Source organism: Parapedobacter soli (assembly GCF_025460835.1).
Lineage (GTDB): Bacteria > Bacteroidota > Bacteroidia > Sphingobacteriales > Sphingobacteriaceae > Parapedobacter > Parapedobacter soli.
This window is the reverse complement of record NZ_JAMXAY010000008.1, coordinates 68,743-91,574: the sequence shown is the minus strand read 5'-3', so window position 1 is coordinate 91,574 and position 22,832 is coordinate 68,743. Positions and strand designations below refer to the sequence as shown.

At 48.4% G+C, this 22,832-nt stretch carries 28 protein-coding genes and 1 tRNA gene; 20 read left to right on the top strand and 9 right to left on the bottom strand.

Translation table 11 applies throughout. The features are described 5' to 3' along the window. The first annotated feature begins 4 nt into the window (after window positions 1–4). The 6 genes from NGM62_RS05635 (at window position 5) to NGM62_RS05610 (ending at window position 3,042) form a co-directional block, all read left to right on the top strand. The gene (locus NGM62_RS05635) at window positions 5–322 is read left to right on the top strand and encodes a hypothetical protein (protein ID WP_262246499.1); all 318 of its coding nucleotides are present in this window, start codon (window positions 5–7) and stop codon (window positions 320–322) included. Window positions 323–363: 41 nt separating this feature from the next. Further along, complete coding sequence (locus NGM62_RS05630) at window positions 364–1,230, top strand: hypothetical protein (protein WP_262246497.1); 867 nt, start codon at window positions 364–366, stop codon at window positions 1,228–1,230. After that, complete coding sequence (locus NGM62_RS05625) at window positions 1,182–1,388, top strand: hypothetical protein (RefSeq protein WP_262246495.1); 207 nt, start codon at window positions 1,182–1,184, stop codon at window positions 1,386–1,388. Before NGM62_RS05630 ends, NGM62_RS05625 begins: the two co-directional genes overlap by 49 nt. A gap of 70 nt (window positions 1,389–1,458) precedes the next feature. After that, a complete protein-coding gene (locus tag NGM62_RS05620; RefSeq protein ID WP_262246493.1) occupies window positions 1,459–1,659 on the top strand; it encodes a hypothetical protein in 201 nt (66 codons plus the stop codon). An 18-nt stretch (window positions 1,660–1,677) separates the two neighbouring features. Then, on the top strand, window positions 1,678–2,520 hold the full coding sequence (locus NGM62_RS05615) for a DNA adenine methylase (protein WP_262246491.1): 843 nt from the start codon (window positions 1,678–1,680) through the stop codon (window positions 2,518–2,520). Continuing rightward, window positions 2,521–3,042, top strand: a complete 522-nt coding sequence (locus tag NGM62_RS05610; RefSeq protein ID WP_262246489.1) for an ADP-ribosyltransferase-containing protein — start codon at window positions 2,521–2,523, stop codon at window positions 3,040–3,042. It abuts the gene before it with no gap. A gap of 110 nt (window positions 3,043–3,152) precedes the next feature. Here the strand turns inward: NGM62_RS05610 and NGM62_RS05605 are convergent, their stop codons facing one another. Beyond that, window positions 3,153–3,383, bottom strand: coding sequence for a DUF4407 domain-containing protein (locus NGM62_RS05605; RefSeq protein WP_262246487.1), 231 nt, complete (start codon window positions 3,381–3,383; stop codon window positions 3,153–3,155). 120 nt (window positions 3,384–3,503) lie between these two features. On the opposite strand from NGM62_RS05605, the gene NGM62_RS05600 reads away from it, so the two are divergent. Together NGM62_RS05600 and NGM62_RS22185 are read left to right on the top strand one after the other, a co-directional pair. Beyond that, entirely contained in the window at window positions 3,504–3,686 is a 183-nt protein-coding gene (locus tag NGM62_RS05600) for a hypothetical protein (RefSeq protein ID WP_262246486.1), read from the top strand. A 60-nt stretch (window positions 3,687–3,746) separates the two neighbouring features. Then, on the top strand, window positions 3,747–5,363 hold the full coding sequence (locus NGM62_RS22185) for a recombinase family protein (RefSeq protein WP_390936558.1): 1,617 nt from the start codon (window positions 3,747–3,749) through the stop codon (window positions 5,361–5,363). On the opposite strand, the gene NGM62_RS05590 is transcribed toward NGM62_RS22185, so the two are convergent. Beyond that, a tRNA-Met gene (locus tag NGM62_RS05590) sits at window positions 5,320–5,395 on the bottom strand. The genes NGM62_RS22185 and NGM62_RS05590 overlap by 44 nt on opposite strands. Window positions 5,396–5,476: 81 nt before the next feature. Here NGM62_RS05590 and era point away from each other — a divergent pair. The 4 genes from era (at window position 5,477) to NGM62_RS05570 (ending at window position 8,820) form a co-directional block, all read left to right on the top strand. After that, window positions 5,477–6,355 carry a GTPase Era gene (era, locus tag NGM62_RS05585; RefSeq protein ID WP_262246483.1) on the top strand — a complete coding sequence of 293 codons (879 nt, stop codon included), beginning with the start codon at window positions 5,477–5,479 and terminating at the stop codon, window positions 6,353–6,355. Window positions 6,356–6,469: 114 nt separating this feature from the next. Continuing rightward, window positions 6,470–7,102: a 30S ribosomal protein S16 gene (locus NGM62_RS05580; RefSeq protein WP_262246482.1), complete on the top strand. Its 633-nt coding sequence runs from the start codon at window positions 6,470–6,472 to the stop codon at window positions 7,100–7,102. A gap of 107 nt (window positions 7,103–7,209) precedes the next feature. Continuing rightward, entirely contained in the window at window positions 7,210–7,731 is a 522-nt protein-coding gene (gene rimM / locus NGM62_RS05575) for a ribosome maturation factor RimM (protein WP_262246479.1), read from the top strand. Window positions 7,732–7,863: 132 nt separating this feature from the next. Further along, window positions 7,864–8,820, top strand: coding sequence for a methylenetetrahydrofolate reductase (locus NGM62_RS05570; protein ID WP_262246478.1), 957 nt, complete (start codon window positions 7,864–7,866; stop codon window positions 8,818–8,820). 38 nt (window positions 8,821–8,858) lie between these two features. Here the strand turns inward: NGM62_RS05570 and NGM62_RS05565 are convergent, their stop codons facing one another. Next, window positions 8,859–10,529, bottom strand: a complete 1,671-nt coding sequence (locus tag NGM62_RS05565) for a glutamine--tRNA ligase/YqeY domain fusion protein (RefSeq protein ID WP_262246477.1) — start codon at window positions 10,527–10,529, stop codon at window positions 8,859–8,861. A gap of 64 nt (window positions 10,530–10,593) precedes the next feature. Between NGM62_RS05565 and NGM62_RS05560 the strand changes: the two genes are divergently transcribed. Continuing rightward, complete coding sequence (locus NGM62_RS05560) at window positions 10,594–11,892, top strand: FAD-dependent oxidoreductase (protein ID WP_262246476.1); 1,299 nt, start codon at window positions 10,594–10,596, stop codon at window positions 11,890–11,892. 36 nt (window positions 11,893–11,928) lie between these two features. Here NGM62_RS05560 and NGM62_RS05555 read toward each other — a convergent pair whose 3' ends face one another. Then, window positions 11,929–12,402 (bottom strand): Lrp/AsnC ligand binding domain-containing protein, encoded by a 474-nt coding sequence (locus tag NGM62_RS05555; protein WP_262246475.1) that lies wholly within the window; start codon window positions 12,400–12,402, stop codon window positions 11,929–11,931. 203 nt (window positions 12,403–12,605) lie between these two features. Here NGM62_RS05555 and NGM62_RS05550 point away from each other — a divergent pair, with 203 nt between their 5' ends. Continuing rightward, a complete protein-coding gene (locus tag NGM62_RS05550; RefSeq protein WP_262246474.1) occupies window positions 12,606–13,643 on the top strand; it encodes a hypothetical protein in 1,038 nt (345 codons plus the stop codon). A 4-nt stretch (window positions 13,644–13,647) separates the two neighbouring features. Here NGM62_RS05550 and ruvC read toward each other — a convergent pair whose 3' ends face one another. Then, the gene (ruvC, locus tag NGM62_RS05545; RefSeq protein ID WP_262246473.1) at window positions 13,648–14,214 is read right to left on the bottom strand and encodes a crossover junction endodeoxyribonuclease RuvC; all 567 of its coding nucleotides are present in this window, start codon (window positions 14,212–14,214) and stop codon (window positions 13,648–13,650) included. 112 nt (window positions 14,215–14,326) lie between these two features. On the opposite strand from ruvC, the gene NGM62_RS05540 reads away from it, so the two are divergent. Together NGM62_RS05540 and NGM62_RS05535 are read left to right on the top strand one after the other, a co-directional pair. Beyond that, the gene (locus NGM62_RS05540) at window positions 14,327–15,301 is read left to right on the top strand and encodes a lysylphosphatidylglycerol synthase domain-containing protein (RefSeq protein WP_262246472.1); all 975 of its coding nucleotides are present in this window, start codon (window positions 14,327–14,329) and stop codon (window positions 15,299–15,301) included. After that, the gene (locus NGM62_RS05535; protein ID WP_315975851.1) at window positions 15,282–16,421 is read left to right on the top strand and encodes a glycosyltransferase family 2 protein; all 1,140 of its coding nucleotides are present in this window, start codon (window positions 15,282–15,284) and stop codon (window positions 16,419–16,421) included. Before NGM62_RS05540 ends, NGM62_RS05535 begins: the two co-directional genes overlap by 20 nt. Window positions 16,422–16,424: 3 nt before the next feature. Here NGM62_RS05535 and NGM62_RS05530 read toward each other — a convergent pair whose 3' ends face one another. The 4 genes from NGM62_RS05530 to NGM62_RS05515 form a co-directional block, all read right to left on the bottom strand. Further along, window positions 16,425–17,159, bottom strand: coding sequence for a lysophospholipid acyltransferase family protein (locus NGM62_RS05530; protein WP_262246471.1), 735 nt, complete (start codon window positions 17,157–17,159; stop codon window positions 16,425–16,427). A 116-nt stretch (window positions 17,160–17,275) separates the two neighbouring features. Further along, window positions 17,276–17,977 carry an SDR family NAD(P)-dependent oxidoreductase gene (locus tag NGM62_RS05525; protein WP_262246470.1) on the bottom strand — a complete coding sequence of 234 codons (702 nt, stop codon included), beginning with the start codon at window positions 17,975–17,977 and terminating at the stop codon, window positions 17,276–17,278. 16 nt (window positions 17,978–17,993) lie between these two features. Then, on the bottom strand, window positions 17,994–18,992 hold the full coding sequence (locus NGM62_RS05520) for a lysylphosphatidylglycerol synthase transmembrane domain-containing protein (protein WP_262246468.1): 999 nt from the start codon (window positions 18,990–18,992) through the stop codon (window positions 17,994–17,996). A 91-nt stretch (window positions 18,993–19,083) separates the two neighbouring features. Next, entirely contained in the window at window positions 19,084–19,419 is a 336-nt protein-coding gene (locus NGM62_RS05515; protein WP_262246466.1) for a hypothetical protein, read from the bottom strand. Between the two features lie 156 nt (window positions 19,420–19,575). Between NGM62_RS05515 and NGM62_RS05510 the strand changes: the two genes are divergently transcribed. From NGM62_RS05510 to gmd, 4 genes are all read left to right on the top strand, one after another. Next, a complete protein-coding gene (locus NGM62_RS05510; RefSeq protein WP_262246465.1) occupies window positions 19,576–20,100 on the top strand; it encodes a hypothetical protein in 525 nt (174 codons plus the stop codon). A 54-nt stretch (window positions 20,101–20,154) separates the two neighbouring features. Further along, window positions 20,155–20,673 (top strand): DUF2911 domain-containing protein, encoded by a 519-nt coding sequence (locus NGM62_RS05505; RefSeq protein WP_262246464.1) that lies wholly within the window; start codon window positions 20,155–20,157, stop codon window positions 20,671–20,673. Between the two features lie 78 nt (window positions 20,674–20,751). Continuing rightward, complete coding sequence (gene rfbA / locus NGM62_RS05500) at window positions 20,752–21,630, top strand: glucose-1-phosphate thymidylyltransferase RfbA (RefSeq protein WP_262246463.1); 879 nt, start codon at window positions 20,752–20,754, stop codon at window positions 21,628–21,630. Window positions 21,631–21,634: 4 nt separating this feature from the next. Then, entirely contained in the window at window positions 21,635–22,753 is a 1,119-nt protein-coding gene (gene gmd / locus NGM62_RS05495) for a GDP-mannose 4,6-dehydratase (protein WP_262246462.1), read from the top strand. Window positions 22,754–22,832: the final 79 nt, after the last annotated feature.

Here is a 22,832-nt window from a genome sequence, read left to right as displayed (position 1 = left end):
CATTATGATTCCCGAACAATTCAAGCAGAATGCCAGCCTTGAGATCAAGGTGTTCGGCTTTTCCGTCCAAGCCAATTACCGGTTCTATTGGCCCGGTAAAAAGGAGGAAGACCAGAAAGACCCGCTATTCAGCCACATCGAATACCGGGCTGAATCGCCCATCATCAGCGAAACGGGATACCGATCCCATTTCTTCCATACCCAGATGCTTGACGGAACCGATTACACCTCCATCGAGGAACTGGTGACTACCATCGGCGAGAACCTCGCTATCGAGAACGGGTACAAGCCGCCGCCACGAGGACAGACGACCCTGTTCTAATTACCACTGATTTTTCAAACCCCTTTTTAATCCAATACAACATGAACGAGAACAATTTGGAATACCTCAAGAAGACCCTCGAAGGGCTGGGCTTTGGCACTAAGCTCCACGACGTACTGGAAACCGCTATCCGGCGTGAAATGCCCAAGTTCAGCTTGGGTGTGAACACCCGGATGAGGCCTGCTGAAAGCAGGGATTTCGGCGATGCGAGAACGGAAGTTCTCGACTTTCGGATCAATTTTAACCGCTCCAAAGAAAGCGACATGTATTTTCTTAACGATTACCGGGTCACGCTACGGAAAAACGATGACCCCGTCGTTCGCGAGCAGACTTTCGATCTAGCGCGGGATCATCGCATTACGGCCTACCAAGCGTTCAAGCTGCTTTCTGGATTTTCACTGGAGAAAGAGGTTTTCCTCCGCAATAAAAGTGAAGGCCAGCAACAAGGGGCGCAACCTGAAAAGATACCCATGTGGTTCAGACTCAATCTTGATATTACCGACGCCTACGGCAATCACCCACTGCGCACGTTCCGCCCGGAATACGGTTATGAACTAAGCGAAGCGCTCGGTAAATACCCAATCAAGGGGCTCGATACTCCCGAAAAGATGCAAGAAGCCATGATTGCGCTGCGAAATGGCAACTATGTTCACACCACATTGGCCATTGGCCGGAAAAACATACCCGTCTCCATTGCCGCCAACCCGCAGATGAAGACCATCGACATTTACGACAAAGACATGACCGAAATACGGGACGAAACGATATTCCCGGAAAAGACGACTGCTAAAAAGGAGGAGCGGGAGACACCATCGGAATCGGTTGAACGTAAAAACGGCAAAAAAACCGAACCGCTACCATGGCAGCAGGAACCGGAGCAGGAGACTGGCCGGAAGCGGGGGAGGTAGCCATTGCCCGAAGGACTGCGGCCGTCCCTAGACCGCTGCGCACCACGCTATCGCCGGGTGCGTTCCAGCGGCGGGACGGCCGCAAACCTCCTGGGCATCGCACGCGTGGACATAAAGCGCACCCCCAGCCATCGGCAAATACCGCCCGTGCGCTTTAAGACCACGCTTTTAACCACCGCACAAGACTATCCCAGGATGGGATCTATCATTTTTATCAAACCATTCAGCATGAACAAACTATTTCAGCGCGTAGACCGGATCAGGGCATCTGGCTACGCCACACTCAACCTTGAACCGTCTTCGCCGCATTACCACCTCAATGGCAAGCGCTTCCCCGTTCAGGGCATGGATAAGCCTGCCCTCAAGAGCCGCGTAACGCTGCTGGTGGAAGGCAGACCCATGGACTTTACCATCAACGAGATTCTCTGACTCTTTACGACAATTGATATGAACATGATCAGGCTAAAGACTCCCATCAGCTATTACGGCGGAAAACAGAAGCTTGCCGCCCGCATCGTCTCGCTCATACCGCGACACACGCTCTACTGCGAACCGTTTATCGGCGGTGCCGCCATCTTCTTTGCCAAGCGCCCCTCTAAGGTTGAGGTCATCAACGACACCAACGGCGAGCTGATCAACTTCTACCGGGTAGTCAAGGAGGGCTTTGCCCGACTGGAAGCCGAAATACGAAACAGCCTCCACAGTCGTGACCTGCACCGGAAGGCATGGGTCGTTTACAACAATCCCGATATGTTTTCGGACGTAAAACGGGCCTGGGCTGTATGGGTACTCAGCTCGCAATCGTTCAGCAGTAAGCTCAACGGTAGTTGGGGATTTGATGTGACTTCCAACACAACCACCAGGAAAGTCAATGCCAAAAGGGATGGATTTACTAAGGTATTTGCAACCCGGCTGGAAAGGTGTCAGCTCGAATGTGCCGATGCGCTGTATGTCATCGCCAGCAGGGATACCCCGGAGAGTTTCTTCTACTGTGACCCTCCTTACTACAACTCTGACCTCGGGCATTACGACGGGTACAGCGAGCGGGATTATGAGGAATTGCTATACCTGCTCAGCAAGATAAAAGGTAAGTTCCTGCTCTCATCCTATCCCTCGCCGCCACTTGAGCGGTATACTAAACAACATGGTTGGCAGAAATGGTCGGTCAGGCAGAAGGTATCCGTCAATGCCAAAGGCGGCGACCAAAAGACCAAGACTGAAATGCTCGTGGCTAATTACCCAATCGGTGAGCAACTGACCGCCTTTGAAGAACCGCTAAATCCCGAATAGATGTATGAGTATAAAAAGATGGAAGTCGATCCGAATATGCTGTTCTACCATGGTACGCACGCTTTCTTCGACCAGTTCGAGGATCACTACCGCGGCAGTAATACCGCTTGGGACAATACGGTACACGGTTTTTTCTTTTCCAGCAAAAAAGAAAACGTCCTGATGTTCGGCGACACCATCGTCACGGCACACTTGGACATTAGAAACCCTCTCGATCTGCGCATTCATTCCATTTTCAACGAGGAAAGCCAGGCGTCCCTGATCTGGGAAATCGGAACGGGTGAAAAGCTGGACAATCCCACAGCGCTACAGGCTTTGTATGATGAAATAAGTTTGGGGGAACTCGGCGAGATGCACGACGCCCTGAATAACGAAGATGCCCACAGGATGATGGTCGGAGCGGGGTATGATGGTATTATTTCCGACTTCGGTAAGAATGTACCGGAGTACGTTGTTTTCACTGCCTCTCAAATCGAAATCCTGTCTATCGACAGGCCATTGTCCATAAGGCATAGCCGCTGACGATTCAATCCTTTGCATCTACCGGCAAAAGAAAAATACACCATTCGGAAATCGCACGGAGCTTTCGGAAATCCAACGGCGGTGGTGGGAAACGGTAAGCTGTTACCGTCTCAGTAATTCCTACCGCCACGCGACTGCGAACCTAGCCACTCATCGAGCAACCTTTCCCGTTTGCGACGCTTTGCAGCCTCTTGCGAACGTTTAACCACTCCAAAAAAGAACAATCCCCACACCCCAAAGCCCACGGCATATGCCGGCCACGGATTAGACATGGACAACGCGGCAAGGAATGCCCCGGAGCCGATAATGCTTGTGATGCACAGGTAAACAAATGTCTTCATAGCAAGACCTCCTTATACAGACAAATATAGCTAATAATATGCTGTATATCAAATTATTGTGATTTTTTAATTTAGATAGGAGCGATAGATCCGCCGCTCTTTATTCAAAGACACCTTACCATGAAATACATAAACAAAGAAGATATAACAAGGAAACACGATCTTACGGTGGAAGAAGTAAAGTCCTTCCCCATGTTTGAAAATGTTACCGATGAACAGGCGCAGGAAATCATCCGGACTATCCGCATTTTTGTGGAAATTGCACTCGATTATTATAAAAAAACAGAAGCAAAAACAGGATAAATCAGCTGATTTTTAGTATATTAGAGCATTGTCTAACACGAACCTTTAATTTGATCGCTTATGTCAGATATGCTATTTTTTGACACCTTCGCCAAAGGCAAAATAGAGGCCAAGGCGCTAAAGAACAGTAAGGACTGTGTTATCTACACACGGGTGAGCAGCCAACAGCAAGCCGATAATCTCAGCCTGGCCACACAGTTGAAAGCCTGTACCCTGTACGCCGAAAAGATGGGATACGAAGTTGCCGCCACTTTTGGGGGTACTTATGAAAGTGCCGAGACGGACGAGCGGAAGCAGTTCACGGCCATGATTTCCTTTGTGAAGAAGTATAGGGGGAAGATATCCTACATCCTTGTGTACAGCCTTGAGCGCTTCTCGCGCAATGACAATTCTATCTGGCTCACTAATGAGCTGAGGAAACTAGGCATTGAAATTGTCTCCGTAACGCAGCCCATCGACACTTCTAATGCATCCGGGCAGATGCAGCAGAAGATGCTTTTTTTGTTCGGCGAGTTCGACAACCAGCTGCGTAGACAGAAGTGCATGGCAGGTATCAGGGAGATGCTCCTTCGCGGAGACTGGCCAACCAAACCACCTCTCGGTTACGATATCATCCGGCAACACGGTAAGCGCAAGATCGTGGCCAATGCCAGGGGTCGGCTCATCCGACAGGCATTCGAATGGAAAGCCTATGATAACCTCTCCACGGAGAGCGTTAGGGCAAAGCTTGCCGAAAAAGGGTTTAAGGTCGGCAAACAACATATGTCCAATATCCTGCGGAACCCGTTTTATTGCGGCCTGATGGCACACAACATGTTGGAAGGCAAGGTGGTGGAAGGTAATCACGAAAGACTGATATCTCGGGAAGTATTCCTGAAGGTGAACGGCCTGCTGAAAGAAAACCATCAAGGATACACCGTCAAAGAGGAAAACGCCAATATCCCGCTCAAGCGATTTCTGATTTGCGATCATTGCGGAAAGCCCCTCCGTGGCTATATTGTCCAGAAAAAGAATCTACACTATTACAAATGCTGCACAAAAGGCTGCAATAACAACAAAAGCGCAAAGGTTCTCAATAGCCTTTTTGAACGGATCCTGGACACGTTTAAAATCGATATGGCAACGGATGTTATTGATCTGATAAAGCAGCAGACCGTGGCCGTATTCAATCAGTTGACCGCCGGTAAGCAAGATGACTACCAACATCTGCAGCAACAACACCGGGAAATCGTAATCAAGATCAATAGACTAGAGGAGAGATATATTGAAGAGGAAGTAGGGGGTGAACTGTACCACAAATACCATCAACGATACAACGATGAGAGGAAAGAAATAGAGAAAAAACTGATGACGCTGTCCCGGCAGGTGTCGAACCTTGATGATAGCATCGGATTCGTTATCAAATTCGCCCTTGAATTGCCTTTAAAGTGGGTTTCTGCCGATTATAACACCAAGCAGCGTATCCAGTTTTTACTCTTCCCTCAAGGCATTAGGTACAGTAAGAAAACAGATGAAAGTCGAACCCCGAGAATCAATTTGTTGTTTTTGTATATTGCTTATTTTCAGCAAATTATAACAAAAAAGAAAAGAGGCATACCAGAACTGGGTCTGAATTTTGCCTCTTTTTCCACTTTGGTAGCGGGGATTGGACTCGAACCAATGACCTTCGGGTTATGAGCCCGACGAGCTACCAACTGCTCCACCCCGCACTGTAGTTTTTCAATTCTTTTTCTGAATTGGACTGCAAAGATATAATTTGTTTCTTTGCAAAGCAAATTAGATTGAAAAAAATGGCGCATAAAGCAGGTTTTGTCAGTATTGTAGGAAAACCCAATGCGGGTAAGTCAACCTTAATGAATGCGTTAGTGGGTGAGAAGCTATCGATTATTACCCCAAAAGCCCAAACGACCCGTCATCGTATAATTGGTGTCGTAAACGACCCTGATTATCAAATCGTTTTCTCAGATACACCGGGCGTGATAAAACCGGTGTATACCCTGCAAACTTCCATGATGAACGCGGTGCAGGGGTCTTTAATAGATGCGGATGTCATCCTGTTGGTTGCCGATATACACGAACGGCACGACGAAAGTGATATCATCGAGAAACTGAAAGCAACCGAGTCGCCTGTAGCAGTACTGATTAATAAAATTGATAAATCTACGGAGGAAGAGGTCAAGGCCAAGGCAGCCTATTGGCAAGAGACTGTGGCGCCGAACGCCGTTTATGCAATATCCGCATTACATGACCACAATATCCAAGCGGTAATGCAATTTATCCTCGACCATCTACCAGAACATCCACCTTATTACGATAAGGATACCCTTACTGATAAGAACGAGCGGTTTTTCGTTTCGGAAATTATCCGCGAGAAAGTGTTTAAACTGTATGAAAAGGAAATCCCATACAGCACGGAGGTGGTCATCACGGCATTTAAAGAAGAGGAGCATATCACACGGATCAGTGGAGAAATCATTGTCGAACGTGAGTCGCAAAAGAATATCCTTATCGGCAAGGGGGGCAGCATGATAAAGAAAGTGGGTACTTATGCAAGGCAGGATATCGAAGAGTTTCTTCAAAAGAAGGTGTTTTTGGAGCTATTCGTCAAGGTGATCCCCGACTGGCGGAAAAAAGACAATTACCTGAAACGGTTTGGCTATGAACGATAAGCTCCAAAAATAAAACGGCCTGGCGCGCTTGGTTATCAAATAATTGATTATCTTTGCAGCCCCGCAGCACAAGGCTTCCGGGAACTATGTTGTATACATAATTAGCAAAGAAGAATGGCAGTTAAAATTAGATTGCAAAGACACGGTAAGAAAGGGAAACCTTTTTACCATCTAGTAGTAGCCGATTCACGTTCACCACGTGATGGCAAATTCATCGAGCGTATCGGCTCTTACAACCCCAACACAAATCCTGCTACCATCGATTTGAATTTCGATCGGGCACTTGATTGGTTGGCCAAAGGTGCTCAACCCACGGATACCACCCGCGCTATCCTATCCTATAAAGGGGTGCTTTACAAGAAGCATTTGCTGGGTGGCGTAAAGAAGGGTGCTTTTGATGAAGCTGCCGCCGACGCCAAATTTGACGAATGGCTGAAAGCTAAGGAAGCAAAAATCCAGGGTAAAGCGCAAAACGTAGCACAAACCAAGGAAGAAGCGAAGAAAGCCGCACTGGCTGTGGAAGCGAAACGCAAAGAGGCTGTCGCGGCTACCGTAGCCGCAAAGAATACCCCTCCGGCAGAAGAGACTCCAGAGGCTGAAGCTCCTGTAGAGGAAGTGGTGGCTGAGGGTGAAGAAGTGGTGGAAGCAACTGCGGAAACTGCTGCAGCTGAAACTACGGAAGCTCCCGTAGCTGATGCAGGGGCCTCAGAAGCTGGTGCCGAAGAAGAAAAGAAAACGGAAGAATAACCGTTGGTTTATTCATCCAGCACAGAAAAGCCGCTCAGGAGGGGTCTACCCGCTTAGAGCGGTTTTTGCTTTCTTTACGTCTACAGAACCCAACCATTTAGTATCAAATGGAAGTAAGTAATCATTTTTATATCGGCTATATCAGTAAAACCCGCGGACTCAAAGGTGAGGTGCAGTTGTTTTTTGAATTTGACGATTATAAAAGCCTGGACCTGGATATCCTATTTCTACAAATTGATGGAAAATTGGTGCCTTATTTCGTAAGGGCTGTCAACGTGTTGCCCAATCGTACGGCTTATCTCTTCTTTGATGACGTAGATCATATCGATCAGGCCCAGCCACTGGTCCGCAAGCGGGTTTACCTGCCAGATAGCAAACTACCCCAGCGCGGCCCGGACGACTTTCGCCTTACCGACTTAAAGGGGTATTCGGTGACAGATAAAAATTATGGTCCCCTAGGTGAGATTGTTGAAATCCACCAGTACCCACAGCAGCATGTGGCCGCCGTGATGTATAAAGGGAATGAAGTGCTGTTCCCACTTGCCGATGAATGGATACTGTCTACGGATCGGACGAATAGAACCATCGATGTTAATTTGCCTGATGGGCTGATCGACATCTATTTGTAAAAAGGCCACCGTGCCACTTCGGGCGAGCGCGCCTACGATGAACCGATGAAGTAATGGTCTGCATGGCCCGCGAAACCGCTTGGCATTGAAAAAGAATTTGGCTAAGTTTGGCGGCTGTTTTAATAAGGTGATATGAAGGTAACCGAACATATTAAAAATGCGAAGGGGAAGACCCTCTACTCGTTTGAGATACTACCACCCATAAAAGGGCAGAGTATCCAGTCTATTTTTAATGCCATCGACCCCTTGATGGAGTTCGAACCCCCCTTCATCGACGTAACTTACCTGCGCGAAGACTATATTTATAAGCAGCACCCCAATGGGCTATTGGAAAAGGTAGCTTACCGGAAGCGGCCAAGTACCGTAGCCACCTGTGCCGCTATCATGAATAAGTATAAGGTGGATGCCGTACCGCATCTGATCTGCGGTGGGTTTACCAAAGATGAAACCGAAAATGCCCTTATTGATTTGCAGTTTCTGGGTATAGATAATGTATTGGTACTTAGGGGTGACGCGCGAAAGAGTGACAGTTCATTCATTCCTACGCCGGGCGGCCACGCATACGCTTCCGAACTGTTGCAGCATGTGGTCAATATGAATAATGGGCAATACCTCCATGAGCATATGGAGAACTCCGAAAAGACAGATTTCTGTATTGGAGTGGCGGGATACCCTGAAAAGCATTTCGAGTCGCCCAATTTGGATACCGATTTCAGATACCTGAAACTGAAGGTGGATCTGGGTGCTGATTTTATCGTGACCCAGATGTTTTTTGACAATAGTAAATACAAAGCATTTGTAGACAACTGCCGGGCGAATGGTATCAACATACCCATTATACCAGGTTTAAAGCCGCTTACAAGCAGTAAGCAGCTGGTAAGCCTCCCCAAGACCTTCCACCTTGATATCCCGCTGGAGCTGAGTGAAGCCGTGCATGCCTGTAAATCGGAAGAGGAAGTACGCGAAGTTGGCATTGAATGGATGATCCACCAATGCAGGGAACTTAAAGAAATGGGAGCGCCGGTATTGCATTTTTATACCATGGGTAACCCGAAGCCCACCAAACGAATTATAAAGGCGGTGTTTTAACGACCGCCTTGTACGCTCAACGCCTACCTGCTTCCGCGCTAGCCCCTGTTAACTTCTTTTGCCCATGTATCCCGTAGGGTTACCGTCCGGTTGAAAACTAATTTATCTGGGGTCGACTTGGTATCGAGTGTGAAGTATCCTTTTCGGATAAACTGATATCCCTTGCCGGGGATGGCTTGCAGCAGGTCGGGCTCCACATATGCTTTCTCGATGATCTGCAGGCTATCCGGATTGATCGTTGCCCGGAAATCTTCCTCTGCCGCGGGATTCTCCACATTGAATAGCCGGTCGTATAGCCTCACTTCCACCGTTTTTGCGTGGAGGGCGCTTACCCAATGGATGGTTCCCTTTACCTTTATGCCGCTGGTGTCTTCGCCGCTCTTGGATTCGGGGATGTAACTGCAGCGGATTTCCGTAATATTCCCGTCGGTATCCTTCACAAAATCGTCGCATCTAACGATATAGGCGTGTTTAAGCCGAACCATCAACCCCGGGCCCAGCCGGAAGAACTTCTTAGGTGGGTTTTCCATGAAATCGTCCCGCTCAATCCATAATGTATTGCTGAACGGAAGGGGCCGGCTACCCTCGCCGTCGGCAGCCTCTGGATTGTTCTCGCCCACCAACATCTCCACTTCACCCTCCGGATAGTTGGTGATGACCAATTTGACGGGGTCGAGCACGGCCATACGGCGCCAGGCGGTTTTGTTGAGATCCTCCCGGATGCAGAATTCGAGCAGTCCCACATCAATGATGTTTTCGCGCTTGGCTACCCCGATACGCTCGCAGAAATTGCGGATACTCGCAGGCGTATATCCCCGCCGGCGTAGTCCGCTGATAGTGGGCATACGCGGGTCATCCCAGCCCTCAACGTATTTTTCGTTGACCAGTTGGAGCAACTTCCGCTTGCTCATCACTGTATAATTGAGGTTGAGCCGGGCAAATTCGTACTGTTTGGACGGGAATATCTCCAGCTTTTCGATGAGCCAATCATACAGTGGCCGATGCGGTACGAATTCCAGCGTGCAAATTGAATGTGTGATTTCCTCGATGGAGTCGCTCTGCCCGTGTGCGAAATCATACATCGGATATATACACCACTTATTGCCCGTCCGGTGGTGGTGTGCGTGCTTTATGCGGTACAACAGCGGGTCGCGCATGTGCATGTTGGGGCTGGAAAGATCGATCTTAGCCCGCAGCACCTTTGAGCCTTCTGCGTGTTTTCCGTCGCGCATTTCTTCAAATAGGCGAAGATTTTCGTCCACACTCCGCGAGCGGTAGGGGGTAGGCTTGCCGGGCTCCGTAGGTGTGCCTTTGGCAGCGGCTATGGCATCCGACGTGCTGTCGTCTACATAAGCCAATCCTTTTTTTATAAGTGTGATGGCAAAGTTGTATAGCGTTTCGAAGTAATCGGATGTATAGCGCTCTTCTTCCCATTCGAAGCCCAGCCACCGGATATCGTTTTTTATGCTCTCTACGTACTCCGTCTCTTCCGTCAACGGATTGGTATCGTCGAATCGTAAATTGGTCTTGCCTCCGTATTTTTGGGCCAATCCGAAATTGAGTACGATGGATTTTGCATGGCCGATGTGCAGATAGCCGTTCGGTTCAGGCGGGAAGCGGGTCAGTACCCGGCCGCCATGGGTACTGTTTTGAATATCTTTTTCGACAATCTCTTCTATGAAATTGAGGGATTTTTCTTCATTTTCCATAGTGCAAAGGTAGCTGTTTTCGGCTATTATGTCTAATTTTACGTTTTCTTCTAAATTGTTGAGTATGGATAAAAGATACGTGCTTTTTTGTTTGCTCTTAACGATTCCGTTTCTAGGAAGTGCGCAGCGGAAGCGCCCGCAGGTACTTGTGTATGGCTATGGGGCTGACGCTTATGCCGCAGCTTTACAATCGGCGATGTCTAACCTGAATACCGTATGGGTGGTCAATGGTGACCGTATGATGCCGGAACTGACGTCGGAATCTGTTTCCATTGCAAACAATAGTCACCTCGATGCCGGCATCTGGGCCAACCTGCTGGCGGGGATACGGAAAGAGAAGCCTACGGATTCACTATCTATAGCGGTAAAGCGACGGATTAACCCCAGGTTAGTCCAGGATGCGGTAGACAGCATATTGGGGAAATTCAATAACCTCACCGTAATCCAAGGAGGCACGCTCCGCTCGGTAAAACGATCCGGTAAGAATTGGCGGGTGGAATTGAGCGACCGGAGCCGCTTTAAAGTTCATGCTGTCGTAGACGCGTCGGTAGACGGGCAGTTGTATCAGATGGCACGCGGCACGCTGGATAGCTTCAACGTCCGTACGGAAATCCCGGCCGATTATTTCCAGTCGCTACCTTATGATGGCCTCGCCCGCACAGGGGTAGCTGTGGGCGAGGACGACGGACGGAGCTATACGTTGCCGCTGGGGGCACTCATTCCTACTGGCGATTACAATCTGTTTTTAACCCGGTACATACCTACGGTTCAACAACTATCTACGGGCACGGAAGCAGATATCCCTTTAATGATGCATGTGGGGCAGGCCATCGGTGCGGTAGCAGCATATACAGCATTCTTCAAGACCACGCCCGACAAGGTGGATGTGCGTAACGTGCAGGGTGAGCTATTGCAGTACGACGCACGACTAATACCGTTCGTGGATGTCGCTCTCGAAAGCTCGCACTTTGATGCTGTTCAGCGCATCGGGGCGACCGGAATGCTACTGGGGAGGGAAGATGGGCGTGGGCGCTTGCATTTTGATGCCGAAGCGCCTGTTACCACCGCCGAGGTCAAGCCCGTGCTGAATGCGTTGTTCTCCAGAAGCCAGATTTGGTTTATCAACCATGCCGATGTAGACACCATAACCATGGCAGACCTGTTCAGTTACATCAAATTTGTAGGGCAGCGGGGTGATGAACTGGAAGGTCAAGTACAGAAAAACTGGAAGCGGCGATACCACTTCGAAGGGGAGTACGATGAACAGCAACCCGTAACGCGGGTGCGCATGGCCGTGCTGCTGGATGCCTATTGCAACCCGTTTGACGTCAAGGTCGGCATGGACGGCGGCATCCAGCGATAGTGTGGTCGACTACCAATATAGGAATGGGAACCACCCCTAGGTTAAGCTGATCTGCCGTTTTATGCTTTCTTCCAACGAAATGATTGTTTCCGTGCGCTGGATACCTTTTACCGCTTGGATGTCTTCATTGAGCACCTTGCGGAGGTGGGTTGTGTCTCGGCATATAATCTTTGCAAACATACTGTACGTTCCGGTACAATAATGCAATTCCACTACCTCCTTTACCCGCTTCAATTGCTCCACAGCATTATTGTATTGGGAGCCCTTTTCGAGATAGATTCCAAGGAATGCCGTAATGTCAAAGCCGATTTTCTGGGGATTGATGATGAGGTGAGATCCCCTTATGATACCAAGCTCTTCCATCTTTTTCATCCGTACGTGGATAGTGCCGCCGGAGACGATAAGTTTTTTGGCTATCTCGGTATAGGGAATAGATGCGTTATTCATTAAAATAGATAGAATCTGGGTGTCCAGGTTATCTAACTCATAATTGTCATTTCGTTTTTCCATAGCTTATGTAATTGTCTCAATACGTCTGTCGCTAATATTTAATATGAGGTGAGGTAATTGTTCAATTTAATGTTATAACAGGTGTTTGTTGCTAATTAGTCAAAAATAGGCACTAATATTCGATTATTTATGAAAATATTACAATTTTTTATTAGCCGGGCAAAATCGTATCTTTACCTTACACAACCTGTTGTTAGGGAAAGATGGAAGACGTAAAGATTTCTCGTAAGAAGCCTGTATATGGCGTTAGCCCGGCATTGCGTAAATACCTGCGCCATTACGAGCGCGAAGCACGGATGCCGATCGGTTATGAAGATCTCCTCGATTTTTATGAGAGTTCGCCCGTGATGGATAAAAATGGCCGCGACACGTTGTGGGAAACGCCTGTATATCCGCCGCATGTCCAAGAAAACTTATACAACGGACTAAAAATCATTTATGCGGAGCTGAAGGCATCGGGCAATACCCGTATCGTGGAGCATAAATATATCGACCGAGTGGAATATTGTGCGTTTGGCAATACACATCCGTTCAGGGTACGTATCGTGAATCGGCTGAATGATGTATATGATTACTTTTACGTAAAACAGGTCGATGCATCGCGGATATACGGGTTGGAGTTGGAGCAAATCATATCGCCCAATACAGTGAATTATCTAGTAGGGGAACAAACACTGGTAGAGGAACATATTGTTGGTATTCCCGGTGACGTGTTCACGAAGTCGTTGATGTACACCCCGGATTATAACCCCAAACGGATTGCAAAGGAATTCGTGAAGTTCAACGAGCGGTGCATCATCACGTTGCTGGGCGATATGCGCGCCTATAATTTTGTTGTGCAGATTACCCCTGATTTCGATGATTTCCAGTTCCGGATCCGTGCCATTGATTTCGACCAGCAGTTTTATGAGGGGAACCCCAAAGTATACAGACCCCAGTTCTTCAAAGACAACCTGGCTTATGTGGAATTGTGTATGGAGCACCTCACAGACCGTACGGCGTTGCAATATCAGCAGGAAGAACGATCATCGATCGTACACCGGGTACGGAGCGAACGCCACCGTATCGCCGCATTGCGCGATGTATCTAATACCGAAGAGCTGTCTACCCCAGAAAACGTAAGGCAGCTCAGAGAGGGTTATGCCCAGTATTATCAGAATAGCCAGTACCTGAAATGCCGCACGATGACCGATATCATCGAGCTGAATGTGAAGAATGTAATCAGGCAGGTGAAGCTTTGATACATTACTTCAGGCGATCGGCGTTGTCTTTTACAAAGGCGGTCCACCCAGAGTAGCTCCCTTTCGAGCCACTGGTGCGTTTGTTCTGGAATGCGTGGCATACCGCCGCCGCCAGCCCGTCGGTAGCATCTAAGAACTGCGGTGTCTCATCAAAATTCAATAAGGTTTTGAGCATGGCAGCCACTTGTTCTTTGGCCGCATTCCCATTGCCGGTCACGGATTGCTTGATCTTCCGGGGAGCGTACTCAAAGATAGGGATGTTTTTATGCAGTGCCGCAGCCATGGCCACGCCCTGCGCCCGGCCAAGTTTAAGCATCACCTGGATGTTCTTGCCATAAAACGGTGCCTCCAGCGCCATGCAGTCGGGCTGGTATTGCTCAATCAACGCACTGGTTTTTTCGAAGATTCGCTGTAACTTGAGTGCGTGGTCATTGAGATGATCCAATTTGATGACACCAAGATTAATGAGCGATAGTTGCTTGCCAACCTCCTTGACAAGGCCATAACCCAAAATGGTTGTGCCTGGATCGATGCCCAAAATAACCCGCTCTGTTTTGGCTGCCTTTTGCATGTTGCAATATTAGGACTTTTCCGCCCATCTTGTCGCCCGTTTGGAGATAAATCATTCCATTGGGAATGGAGCGGATAAATTAGTAACATTGCACGCTAGAATCATTCGGGTTTTGACTAATAAGACGAAGAAGAAACTGGGCGTAGCACTGAAAGTGACCATCTTGGTGTTGGTGGCTTGGGTGCTCTACCAGAAGCTCAACGACCACCAAAACCTGAAGGAGTTCGAACGGTTGATGAAGAACCTTGGTACCCATACCGTGGTAATTACCTTGTCGGTGGTTGTGGTGCTTATGTTTGCCAACTGGTTTCTGGAAGTGGTGAAATGGCAGTACCTCTGCCGCCATATTGAGCGCATAAGCTTATGGCGGGCTACGCAATCTGTGTTTTGTGGACTTACCTGGGCCGTTTTCACACCGAATCGCATCGGTGAATACGGTGGGCGGGTGATGTTCCTCCAGCCACGCAAGCGCATCTTCGGCGTGGTGGCCATGGGCGTGGGGGCGTTGGCCCAACTTGTCCTAACAAGTGTGGCGGGTTCACTCAGCATTGCGTGGTTTGTCAACCGTTTTTTTGATGTCGGTATGGCCTGGGGAATTGCCATCTGGTTTGTAGCCGCCACCTATGCCGGGTTTTTCTTAACACTCTATTTCAACGTGCGGTGGATCAATAGCTGGATACAGCGGATAGGGTTCTTACGGAAATTCCACCGTTTTTTTGAGATCCTTACCCGTTATGACCACCGGGAATTAGCGATTGTCTTCGTGAACTCACTAGCCCGGTTCGTTATCTTCACTTCACAATACTGCATCTTGATGTTGGTTATCATCCCCGGAATCGAGTTTATACCCATGCTCTTGCTGATTTTTATCCTGTTTTTTGTGCAAGCAGCACTGCCCACACTCGATTTATTCGATTTCGGTGTCCGCAGTGTTACGGCAAGTTACCTGTACGCGCATATAACCGATCAGGATATAGCGGTGATGGCAATCGCTTCCTGTATTTGGTTTATTAACCTTATATTGCCAGCCATTTTGGGGTCGGTATTTGTTTTAAAAATCAATTTCTTTGGCGACACAACTAGTTAGTATCGCATTGGTCATATTCGCCGGGATATACGCGGTGCTGGTATGTTATATGCGGGCAGGGTGGTCTGCATTACCGTTTTTTTACAAGAAGGATATACCTAAAACCAAGGTGAGCGTGCTGATTGCGGCACGTAATGAGGCAGCGAACATCGGCCGCACACTCTCCGATATATTGGCCCAGGATTTCCCCAAAGAACTGCTTGAAGTAATCGTGGTAGATGACCATTCCACGGACGATACTTCGGCGATTGTACGTTCATTTGAGGGACAAGGCGTGCAGCTCTTGGAATTGCACGAATCCCAGCCGTTGAACTCCTACAAGAAAAAGGCCATATCAGAGGCAATCAACGTGGCGTCCGGTGATTTCATCGTGACCACCGATGCCGATTGCCGGATGGGAAAAGACTGGCTGGCTACCGTGATTGCTTATGCCGAGGAAACGGAATGTGTACTGATTTCCTCGCCGGTGGTATACTCCGAGCAGAAAGGGTTTTTTGAAGAGCTGCAAACACTGGAGTTTTTATACCTGATCGGGCTTGGTGCGGCGGGTATCGGGAATAAACATCCATCCACCTGCAACGGAGCGAACCTGGCCTACCGTCGCGACGTATTCCATGAGTTGGGGGGATTCAATGGCATCGATCATCTTGCATCAGGTGATGATGAGCTGTTTTTGCATAAGGTAGCCCAAGAATACCCGCACCGGATAGGCTTCTGCAAATCAAGGCAGGCAATCGTCTATACCGACGCGAAACGGAGCTTGCGCGGATTCATCAACCAGCGTCGACGATGGGCATCCAAAAGTACCCATTATAAAAATAAAGGGATTGTAGCATTGGGTGTGGCTATATGGACATTCAACCTACTGCTGTTGCTCACCGGAGTTGGCACATCGGTTCTAGCCGGAGATAGTGGTCTGGGAAGCGTTTTTCTGGTTGCCGTGGCCCTTAAGCTGGCTGTAGAAGCATTCTTTCTTTACCCACTATGCCGTTTCGCCAAGCGCTTGGATTTACTGGCATACCTGCCAATACTCACGGTCTTGCATGTCGTTTACATGGTATATATCGGTATTGCCGGAAATATGGGTAAATACCAGTGGAAGGGACGCCGGGTAAGTTGATACCTATTTTTCAACCTTTGCCCGGATTTTGGCTTCGGCTTGTGCTACCACGTCTTCCGCATTCTGGCCCTGCGGTTCTATGGGTTCAAGAACTTCCCACGCCATCCTCGTAAAGGTGTTGAGCGGGAAGAACCCGTAACGTACCATTTGCCAGGAGTGGTTGATAGCGATGGGTACAACAAGCACCTGTGGCACCTTTTTCAATATCGTAGCGATACCGCCCACATTAAATGGCTTGATGATGCCTGTTTTAGCCCGGGTGCCTTCGGGGAAGATAAAGGCAGACCAGTTCCTGGCTTTCATGTTATTAGCGAGCTTCAGGATTTCTGCGATAGACTGCTTCGGGTCCTTACGGTCGATGTTGGCCGCGCCACCATGGCGCAAGTTGAACGATATGCTCGGTATCCCTTTTGCCAGTTCAATCTTGGAAATAAATTTGCCGTGGTGTTTGCGCAGGAAGAAAATCAACGGCGGGATGTCGTACATACTTTGGTGATTGGCCACAAAAAGTATAGGGCGGTCCACCGGTAAGTGCTGCCGATTGATAAAGGTTATTGTATTGCCCAATACGTAATAGGTGCAAAGTAGGCATAGGTTGAGGACATCCACGCAGCGCTTGTGCGCATTGTACCCGCCTAGTTTCAGGCATAGCCATTGGATGGGGTGGAACACGGTGATGATGATGCCGAAAAGCAGGTAAAAAATAGGAGAGAGAATGTACCCGACAAATTTTCTCATGTATGATGTTCCTTGGTGTATTCGTTATTGAATGCCGCAAAGTTAGATAAAATCCGTAATCAATGCCAATATGATAAGGAATAGCATAGGGCCTCCTGCTAAACTATTCACTCCTTTTACGGCGTTGTTATCGCCACGGGCAATACCTTTCCGTTAAAGAGCCGGTGGCCACTGAGCGCGAATTGGGCAATATAGCCTCCCATTTCCTGTGCGGTAACGGGCGACTTGTATTGTGGAAACGCATTTTTAAGCATTTCTGTTTGCGCCGAGCCCAAAGCCAGGCAATTTACGCTAATCTTCTGGTCTTCCAGCTCCATCGCCAAACACTCCGTAAGGGTGTGTAGCGCCGCCTTACTGGCTGAATAGGCTGCAAGTCCTGGAAACTTCACACTGCCTTGGAATCCGCCCATACTACCGATATTGACAATATGGCTCCCTGATGCCATCAGTGGGAGCAGGTGCTGAATCATGCGGACATGCCCTAGAAAATTACCTTCTAGCATTGCTGAGAAATAATTAATAGAGGTGGCTTTAAACGGGCTGTTGATCAGCAAACCTGCATTGTTGATCAGTATGTCTACGCGGCCCAGCTTTTCAGCGAAAGGCAGGAAATCTTTTTGATAGTCGCCATGTACGATATCAAAGATAAGTGGGTGTATCGCTGCATTGGAAGCGTGCCCGACGGCCGCTTCTCGCAGTTTTTCCAGTCCTGCCTGAGAACGTGCCACAGCGACTACCCGATGGCCCTCCTCGGCTAATGCCAGCGCCGTTTCAAAACCTATCCCTTTACTTGCCCCGGTAATTACAATTGTTGCCATGCTTTTTATATTCGGTTCAATCATCATCATTGTTGTCATCTTGGGCAATATGCTCCAAGTCTGCCTCTGTGGCTTTCGGCAGTTTATCTTCACCCAGACCTTGGGGTCTGAAAATAAAATATGCGCCTGATGCCGCTAACAAAGCTGATGTAAGGTAAAACAATAAGCTGATCAATATAGCGAGGTGCGTATCGAGCTGGAAATATTTTGCTCCGAAAACAAATACCATTTCGCGTGCGCCAAGCCCGCCCACCGTAAACGGCACCACCGCCACAAGTGAGGAGAGTAAGAACATTAGCAAATAGGGAGCAAATTTACCATCGAAACCTAGTGCATACAATAAAAAAATGGCGCACATCACTTGCATCGACTGGGTGCCCAGTGCTTTAAGGTGTGTACGGAAAAAACGCTTGCCATAATCCGGAAAGTATTTTCGCATGACCGCGTAATACGCAACCGACCCAAAGATGACCACAATAATCGGAACCTCATTTGGGATTTGCAGACGCGGAATGAAGATCACCAACGCGGCAGTAATCAAACACAATGCCCACAACCCACTCAGCCGGTCGAAGAAGACGGCCGATAGCAGCTTCCTCCCTTTAACGCTGAACTTCCGGCGCAGGAAATAAATCTTATAACCATCGCCACCCACGCCGCCCGGCAGAAAGAGATTGTAGAACAACCCCAAAAGATAAAGCTTGAAATTGTACCGCTCGGAGAGGACCAGCCCAACGCCCTTGAAAAAGCCGTTGAGACGCGAAGAGCCAATCACGATTGAGCACCCGTAAGCCACAAAGGCGAGAAATAGGAAAAGTGGGCTTGAGCTGGCTATGGTTTGCCGGATGAATTCCCAGAAACTAACCGGGTATTCGTCCGACCCCCTCTCGGGGTCGGCCATTGCCTGTTCGTGGTAGTCGGCTTCCACTTTACTGAATACCCAATATAGCGCAGCCACCGTGATGCAAACCTTCAAAATGGTCTTCGCAATCCGCCATATTTGTTTCTTTGTCATGGGTACTATCGCAACATTATTTGGGGTATGCCCAAAAAGACTGTGGGTAAAAGGGCAAAGGTAAAAAAAGGTCCGGATTATCGACCATGCGCTAGCCGAAGATGATCGGGTATAGCCGTATATACAGCATCGTTACATAGATAATAAGGAGGGCTGTGTTTAATGATAACATCCAATTGAGGTCCGTTTTCCGGTATTTGTAGCGTAGGGTGAGAATCAGTAATGCAAGGAAGCTGACGAAGAGCAACCCGGGGAAAATAAGGGCCCATTTGTTTTCGATATACACAAACGTTTCGCTATAGGTCCGTGTGGTTTCTTGTTCGAGGATAACCGGTGCGAAGGCAAACAGGAGGAGGAAAATGAATAACCGTACCAATAATTTGGCGGTAAATTGACTGATGGTATGGTTTTTGGAATGGATAGCCATAATAATGGGTGACGCGTCTTTTGCAAGCAAACATACATGAATATAACCTATGGCACATAAAAATAATTCATTTTATAGTGGAATGCGTTATATTTACATCTTCAAAAGGTGTGGGTGGAGGTTGATTTTGTAATTCGTTCGTTAGTTTTTAATACCATGAATAAAACGTTATTTTTTCTAGTGGCCTTGATTTCGGTATCTTTTTTATTGACCTCCTGTTCAGCACAGCAAGGTGCTGTAGACGGTGGGCCTACGGCAGCCTCTTGGCGTAAAGGCGTGAAGGGCCAATGGGTATTACACTCGGTAGACAAAGAGAACTTTCCGACTGCATACAGCGTTAAAACAATTTTCGAAGAGGCTCCAGCAGAATGTTTTGTCGGTAGCATCTGGAATCTGCCTAATAATGGCAAAGGGAGCATCACTTTTGATGCCGAAGGGACGCTTTGTGCACCTGGGGCCGTACGCAATATTGTCTGGTCTATTTACAACCCTGGTAAGGGAAATGGCGAACCGGCGTTCCAGTTCAAGAAAATTTATCCCGGTGATAAGCCGAGTAATGTTACCGCCGGGTATCGGTTAGATTTGTCGTACGCCGATTCCGACCAGCTGGTTTTGCGGATGCCTTTAGACTTAGATGGGCAGGCTGGCTATTTGGTATTTAACTTTGAGCGTCTCCAATGATTTAGCTGTCAATTCGTTTGATGAACAATAGTTTACAACCAAAAAATAAAAGTTATGAGAGCAACACTATTATCTTTTCTAGCAGTCTTGGTGATATCTACTGTCGCCTGTGCCCAACAAGATAAGAGCCAAAGGGCAAGTCCGCCTGACAGTACGACCGTTACTACCGATGACGGGGTTACGATAGACATCCACTACAGCAAGCCCTCGTTAAAGGGCCGCCAGATCGGAGTCGATATTGCCCCGTTCGGGAAAGTGTGGCGGACGGGAGCTAATGAAGCAACCACTTTCGAGGTGGATAAAGATGTACTTATCCAAGGGCAACCGCTCGCTGCCGGTAAATACAGCCTTTATTCTATCCTCGGCGAGCAGGAGGTTACGTTTATTTTTAATAAAACGTGGGATCAATGGGGTACGCGTTACGACGAGGCTCAGGATGCACTACGCGTTGGTGCAACCCCCGTGGAAACCGGTACTTCGGTCGAGCAGTTCACCATAAAAAGTGCTAAAGACGGTGCCGTTACCCTGTTGTGGGGCAATTACGCCGTTACATTCAAGGTCGCTGCGCAATAGCAGCGATCTTTTGTCTTTTTGGGTCAGTTTACCTAAAAATTGATAGCTTTGCCTTCCTGTTTGTTTAAAAGATAAAAAGTGAAAGGTATTATTCTGGCCGGGGGATCTGGCACACGGTTACATCCTTTGACGCTTGCCGTAAGCAAGCAGCTGATGCCGGTTTACGACAAGCCGATGATTTATTACCCGCTTTCTACACTGATGCTGGCCGGTATCCGTGAGGTGTTGATTATTTCGACCCCGCATGACCTGCCCGCGTTCCGCAAGTTGTTGGGCGACGGCTCCCAAATCGGCTGTTCATTTTCATATAGCGTACAAGAGGAGCCTAATGGGCTGGCCCAGGCTTTCGTCATCGGTGAAGATTTTATAGGAAATGATAATGTTGCACTCATACTGGGCGACAACATCTTCCACGGCGAAGGGTTATCACGCCTCTTGCAGCAAAGTGCCAATCTGCCGGCAGGTGGCGGTGTGGTATTTGCCTACCCCGTATCCGACCCGGAGCGCTATGGCGTTGTCGAGTTTGATAGCGGGCACCGTGTTGTCTCTATTGAAGAAAAGCCGGATAGACCCAAATCAAACTATGCCGTTCCTGGACTATATTTCTATGATAACACCGTCATAGATATTGCTAAACATATCCAGCCTTCGGCCCGCGGTGAATACGAAATAACGGACGTGAATAAAACCTACCTCCAGCAAGACCGGTTGAAAGTGGGGATCTTCAGCCGCGGTACCGCTTGGCTGGATACCGGTACATTTGCCTCCCTTATGCAGGCCGGTCAATTCGTTCAGGTTATTGAAGAGCGGCAGGGCCTCAAAATCGGATGCATTGAGGAAGTGGCTTACCGGATGGGTTACATCGATGCCGGGCAACTGGAACTGATAGCCCAACCGCTATTAAAGAGCGGGTACGGGCAGTACCTTTTAAAATCGGTATTGAAGCAATACAATTGATTGAATGGCTAAAACCGCACTGATTACAGGGATTACAGGACAGGATGGAGCCTACCTGGCTGAGCTCTTATTGGACAAGGGGTATTTGGTGCATGGTGTGAAGCGCCGGAGCTCGTTGTTCAATACCGATCGTATTGATCATCTATACCAAGATCCGCACGAGAGCAACCGCCGTTTCACCTTGCATTATGGTGACCTTACCGATGCCACTAACCTGATCCGTATAGTACAGGAAACGCAGCCGGACGAAATTTATAATTTGGCCGCACAAAGCCATGTGAAAGTGAGCTTTGACACACCCGAATATACGGCAAACGCAGATGGATTGGGCACACTACGCCTGTTGGAAGCTATCCGATTACTGGGGCTCGGTGACAGATGCCGCTTTTACCAAGCCGCTACATCTGAGTTGTATGGGTTGGTGCAGGAAGTACCACAAAATGAGCGGACCCCATTTTATCCTCGTAGCCCTTATGCGGTAGCCAAGCTCTATGCCTATTGGATTACAGTCAATTACCGTGAAGCCTACCGGCTATACGCATGCAACGGTATCTTGTTCAATCATGAGAGCCCCATACGGGGCGAGACCTTCGTAACGCGTAAAATAACCCGTGCTGTTGCCCGTATCGCCCTCGGATTGCAAGACAGATTGTTCTTGGGTAACCTGTCGGCACAGCGCGATTGGGGACACGCCAAGGATTATGTCGAGGCGATGTGGCTCATGCTACAGCAAGATATGCCGGAAGATTATGTTATAGCTACTGGTATAACCACCACGGTACGTGATTTTGTGAGACTTGGTTTTGCCGAGCTCGGTATCGAAGTCGAGTTTAGTGGCAAAGGTGAACGGGAAAAAGGAGTCGTCATCGACGCTGATGAAGCCCGACTTAGCGCATTGGGCATTGATCCTGCGGCCATTAAGCTGGGTCAGACCGTGGTGAAAGTAGATCCTACTTATTTCAGACCCACGGAAGTGGACATGCTGATCGGTGATGCAACCAAAGCCCACCGCCAACTCGGTTGGCAGCCTAAATACGACCTCAATGCACTGATAAAGGATATGGTGCACGCGGATCTACTATTGATGCGTAGGGAAAATCAGCTTGGCAACAGATCGGAATAATCCCGCTTTTTGACCCCGGAAAATATGTTGGAACAATTTTTGTTCTAATAATAAGTCGAGAGATGTGTTAGTGGGGGTG

Coding starts and splice junctions, on each gene's coding strand:
- NGM62_RS05515 (WP_262246466.1), bottom strand. CDS start 19,419: ATGGCTATCCATTCCAAAAACCATACCATCAGTCAATTTACCGCCAAA.
- NGM62_RS05635 (WP_262246499.1), top strand. CDS start 5: ATGATTCCCGAACAATTCAAGCAGAATGCCAGCCTTGAGATCAAGGTG.
- NGM62_RS05510 (WP_262246465.1), top strand. CDS start 19,576: ATGAATAAAACGTTATTTTTTCTAGTGGCCTTGATTTCGGTATCTTTT.
- NGM62_RS05610 (WP_262246489.1), top strand. CDS start 2,521: ATGTATGAGTATAAAAAGATGGAAGTCGATCCGAATATGCTGTTCTAC.
- NGM62_RS05550 (WP_262246474.1), top strand. CDS start 12,606: ATGGAAGACGTAAAGATTTCTCGTAAGAAGCCTGTATATGGCGTTAGC.
- NGM62_RS22185 (WP_390936558.1), top strand. CDS start 3,747: ATGTCAGATATGCTATTTTTTGACACCTTCGCCAAAGGCAAAATAGAG.
- gmd (WP_262246462.1), top strand. CDS start 21,635: ATGGCTAAAACCGCACTGATTACAGGGATTACAGGACAGGATGGAGCC.
- NGM62_RS05525 (WP_262246470.1), bottom strand. CDS start 17,977: ATGGCAACAATTGTAATTACCGGGGCAAGTAAAGGGATAGGTTTTGAA.
- NGM62_RS05530 (WP_262246471.1), bottom strand. CDS start 17,159: ATGAGAAAATTTGTCGGGTACATTCTCTCTCCTATTTTTTACCTGCTT.
- NGM62_RS05560 (WP_262246476.1), top strand. CDS start 10,594: ATGGATAAAAGATACGTGCTTTTTTGTTTGCTCTTAACGATTCCGTTT.
- NGM62_RS05630 (WP_262246497.1), top strand. CDS start 364: ATGAACGAGAACAATTTGGAATACCTCAAGAAGACCCTCGAAGGGCTG.
- NGM62_RS05555 (WP_262246475.1), bottom strand. CDS start 12,402: ATGGAAAAACGAAATGACAATTATGAGTTAGATAACCTGGACACCCAG.
- ruvC (WP_262246473.1), bottom strand. CDS start 14,214: ATGCAAAAGGCAGCCAAAACAGAGCGGGTTATTTTGGGCATCGATCCA.
- NGM62_RS05615 (WP_262246491.1), top strand. CDS start 1,678: ATGAACATGATCAGGCTAAAGACTCCCATCAGCTATTACGGCGGAAAA.
- NGM62_RS05520 (WP_262246468.1), bottom strand. CDS start 18,992: ATGACAAAGAAACAAATATGGCGGATTGCGAAGACCATTTTGAAGGTT.
- NGM62_RS05605 (WP_262246487.1), bottom strand. CDS start 3,383: ATGAAGACATTTGTTTACCTGTGCATCACAAGCATTATCGGCTCCGGG.
- NGM62_RS05570 (WP_262246478.1), top strand. CDS start 7,864: ATGAAGGTAACCGAACATATTAAAAATGCGAAGGGGAAGACCCTCTAC.
- NGM62_RS05600 (WP_262246486.1), top strand. CDS start 3,504: ATGAAATACATAAACAAAGAAGATATAACAAGGAAACACGATCTTACG.
- era (WP_262246483.1), top strand. CDS start 5,477: ATGGCGCATAAAGCAGGTTTTGTCAGTATTGTAGGAAAACCCAATGCG.
- NGM62_RS05580 (WP_262246482.1), top strand. CDS start 6,470: ATGGCAGTTAAAATTAGATTGCAAAGACACGGTAAGAAAGGGAAACCT.
- rimM (WP_262246479.1), top strand. CDS start 7,210: ATGGAAGTAAGTAATCATTTTTATATCGGCTATATCAGTAAAACCCGC.
- NGM62_RS05505 (WP_262246464.1), top strand. CDS start 20,155: ATGAGAGCAACACTATTATCTTTTCTAGCAGTCTTGGTGATATCTACT.
- NGM62_RS05620 (WP_262246493.1), top strand. CDS start 1,459: ATGAACAAACTATTTCAGCGCGTAGACCGGATCAGGGCATCTGGCTAC.
- NGM62_RS05625 (WP_262246495.1), top strand. CDS start 1,182: ATGGCAGCAGGAACCGGAGCAGGAGACTGGCCGGAAGCGGGGGAGGTA.
- NGM62_RS05565 (WP_262246477.1), bottom strand. CDS start 10,529: ATGGAAAATGAAGAAAAATCCCTCAATTTCATAGAAGAGATTGTCGAA.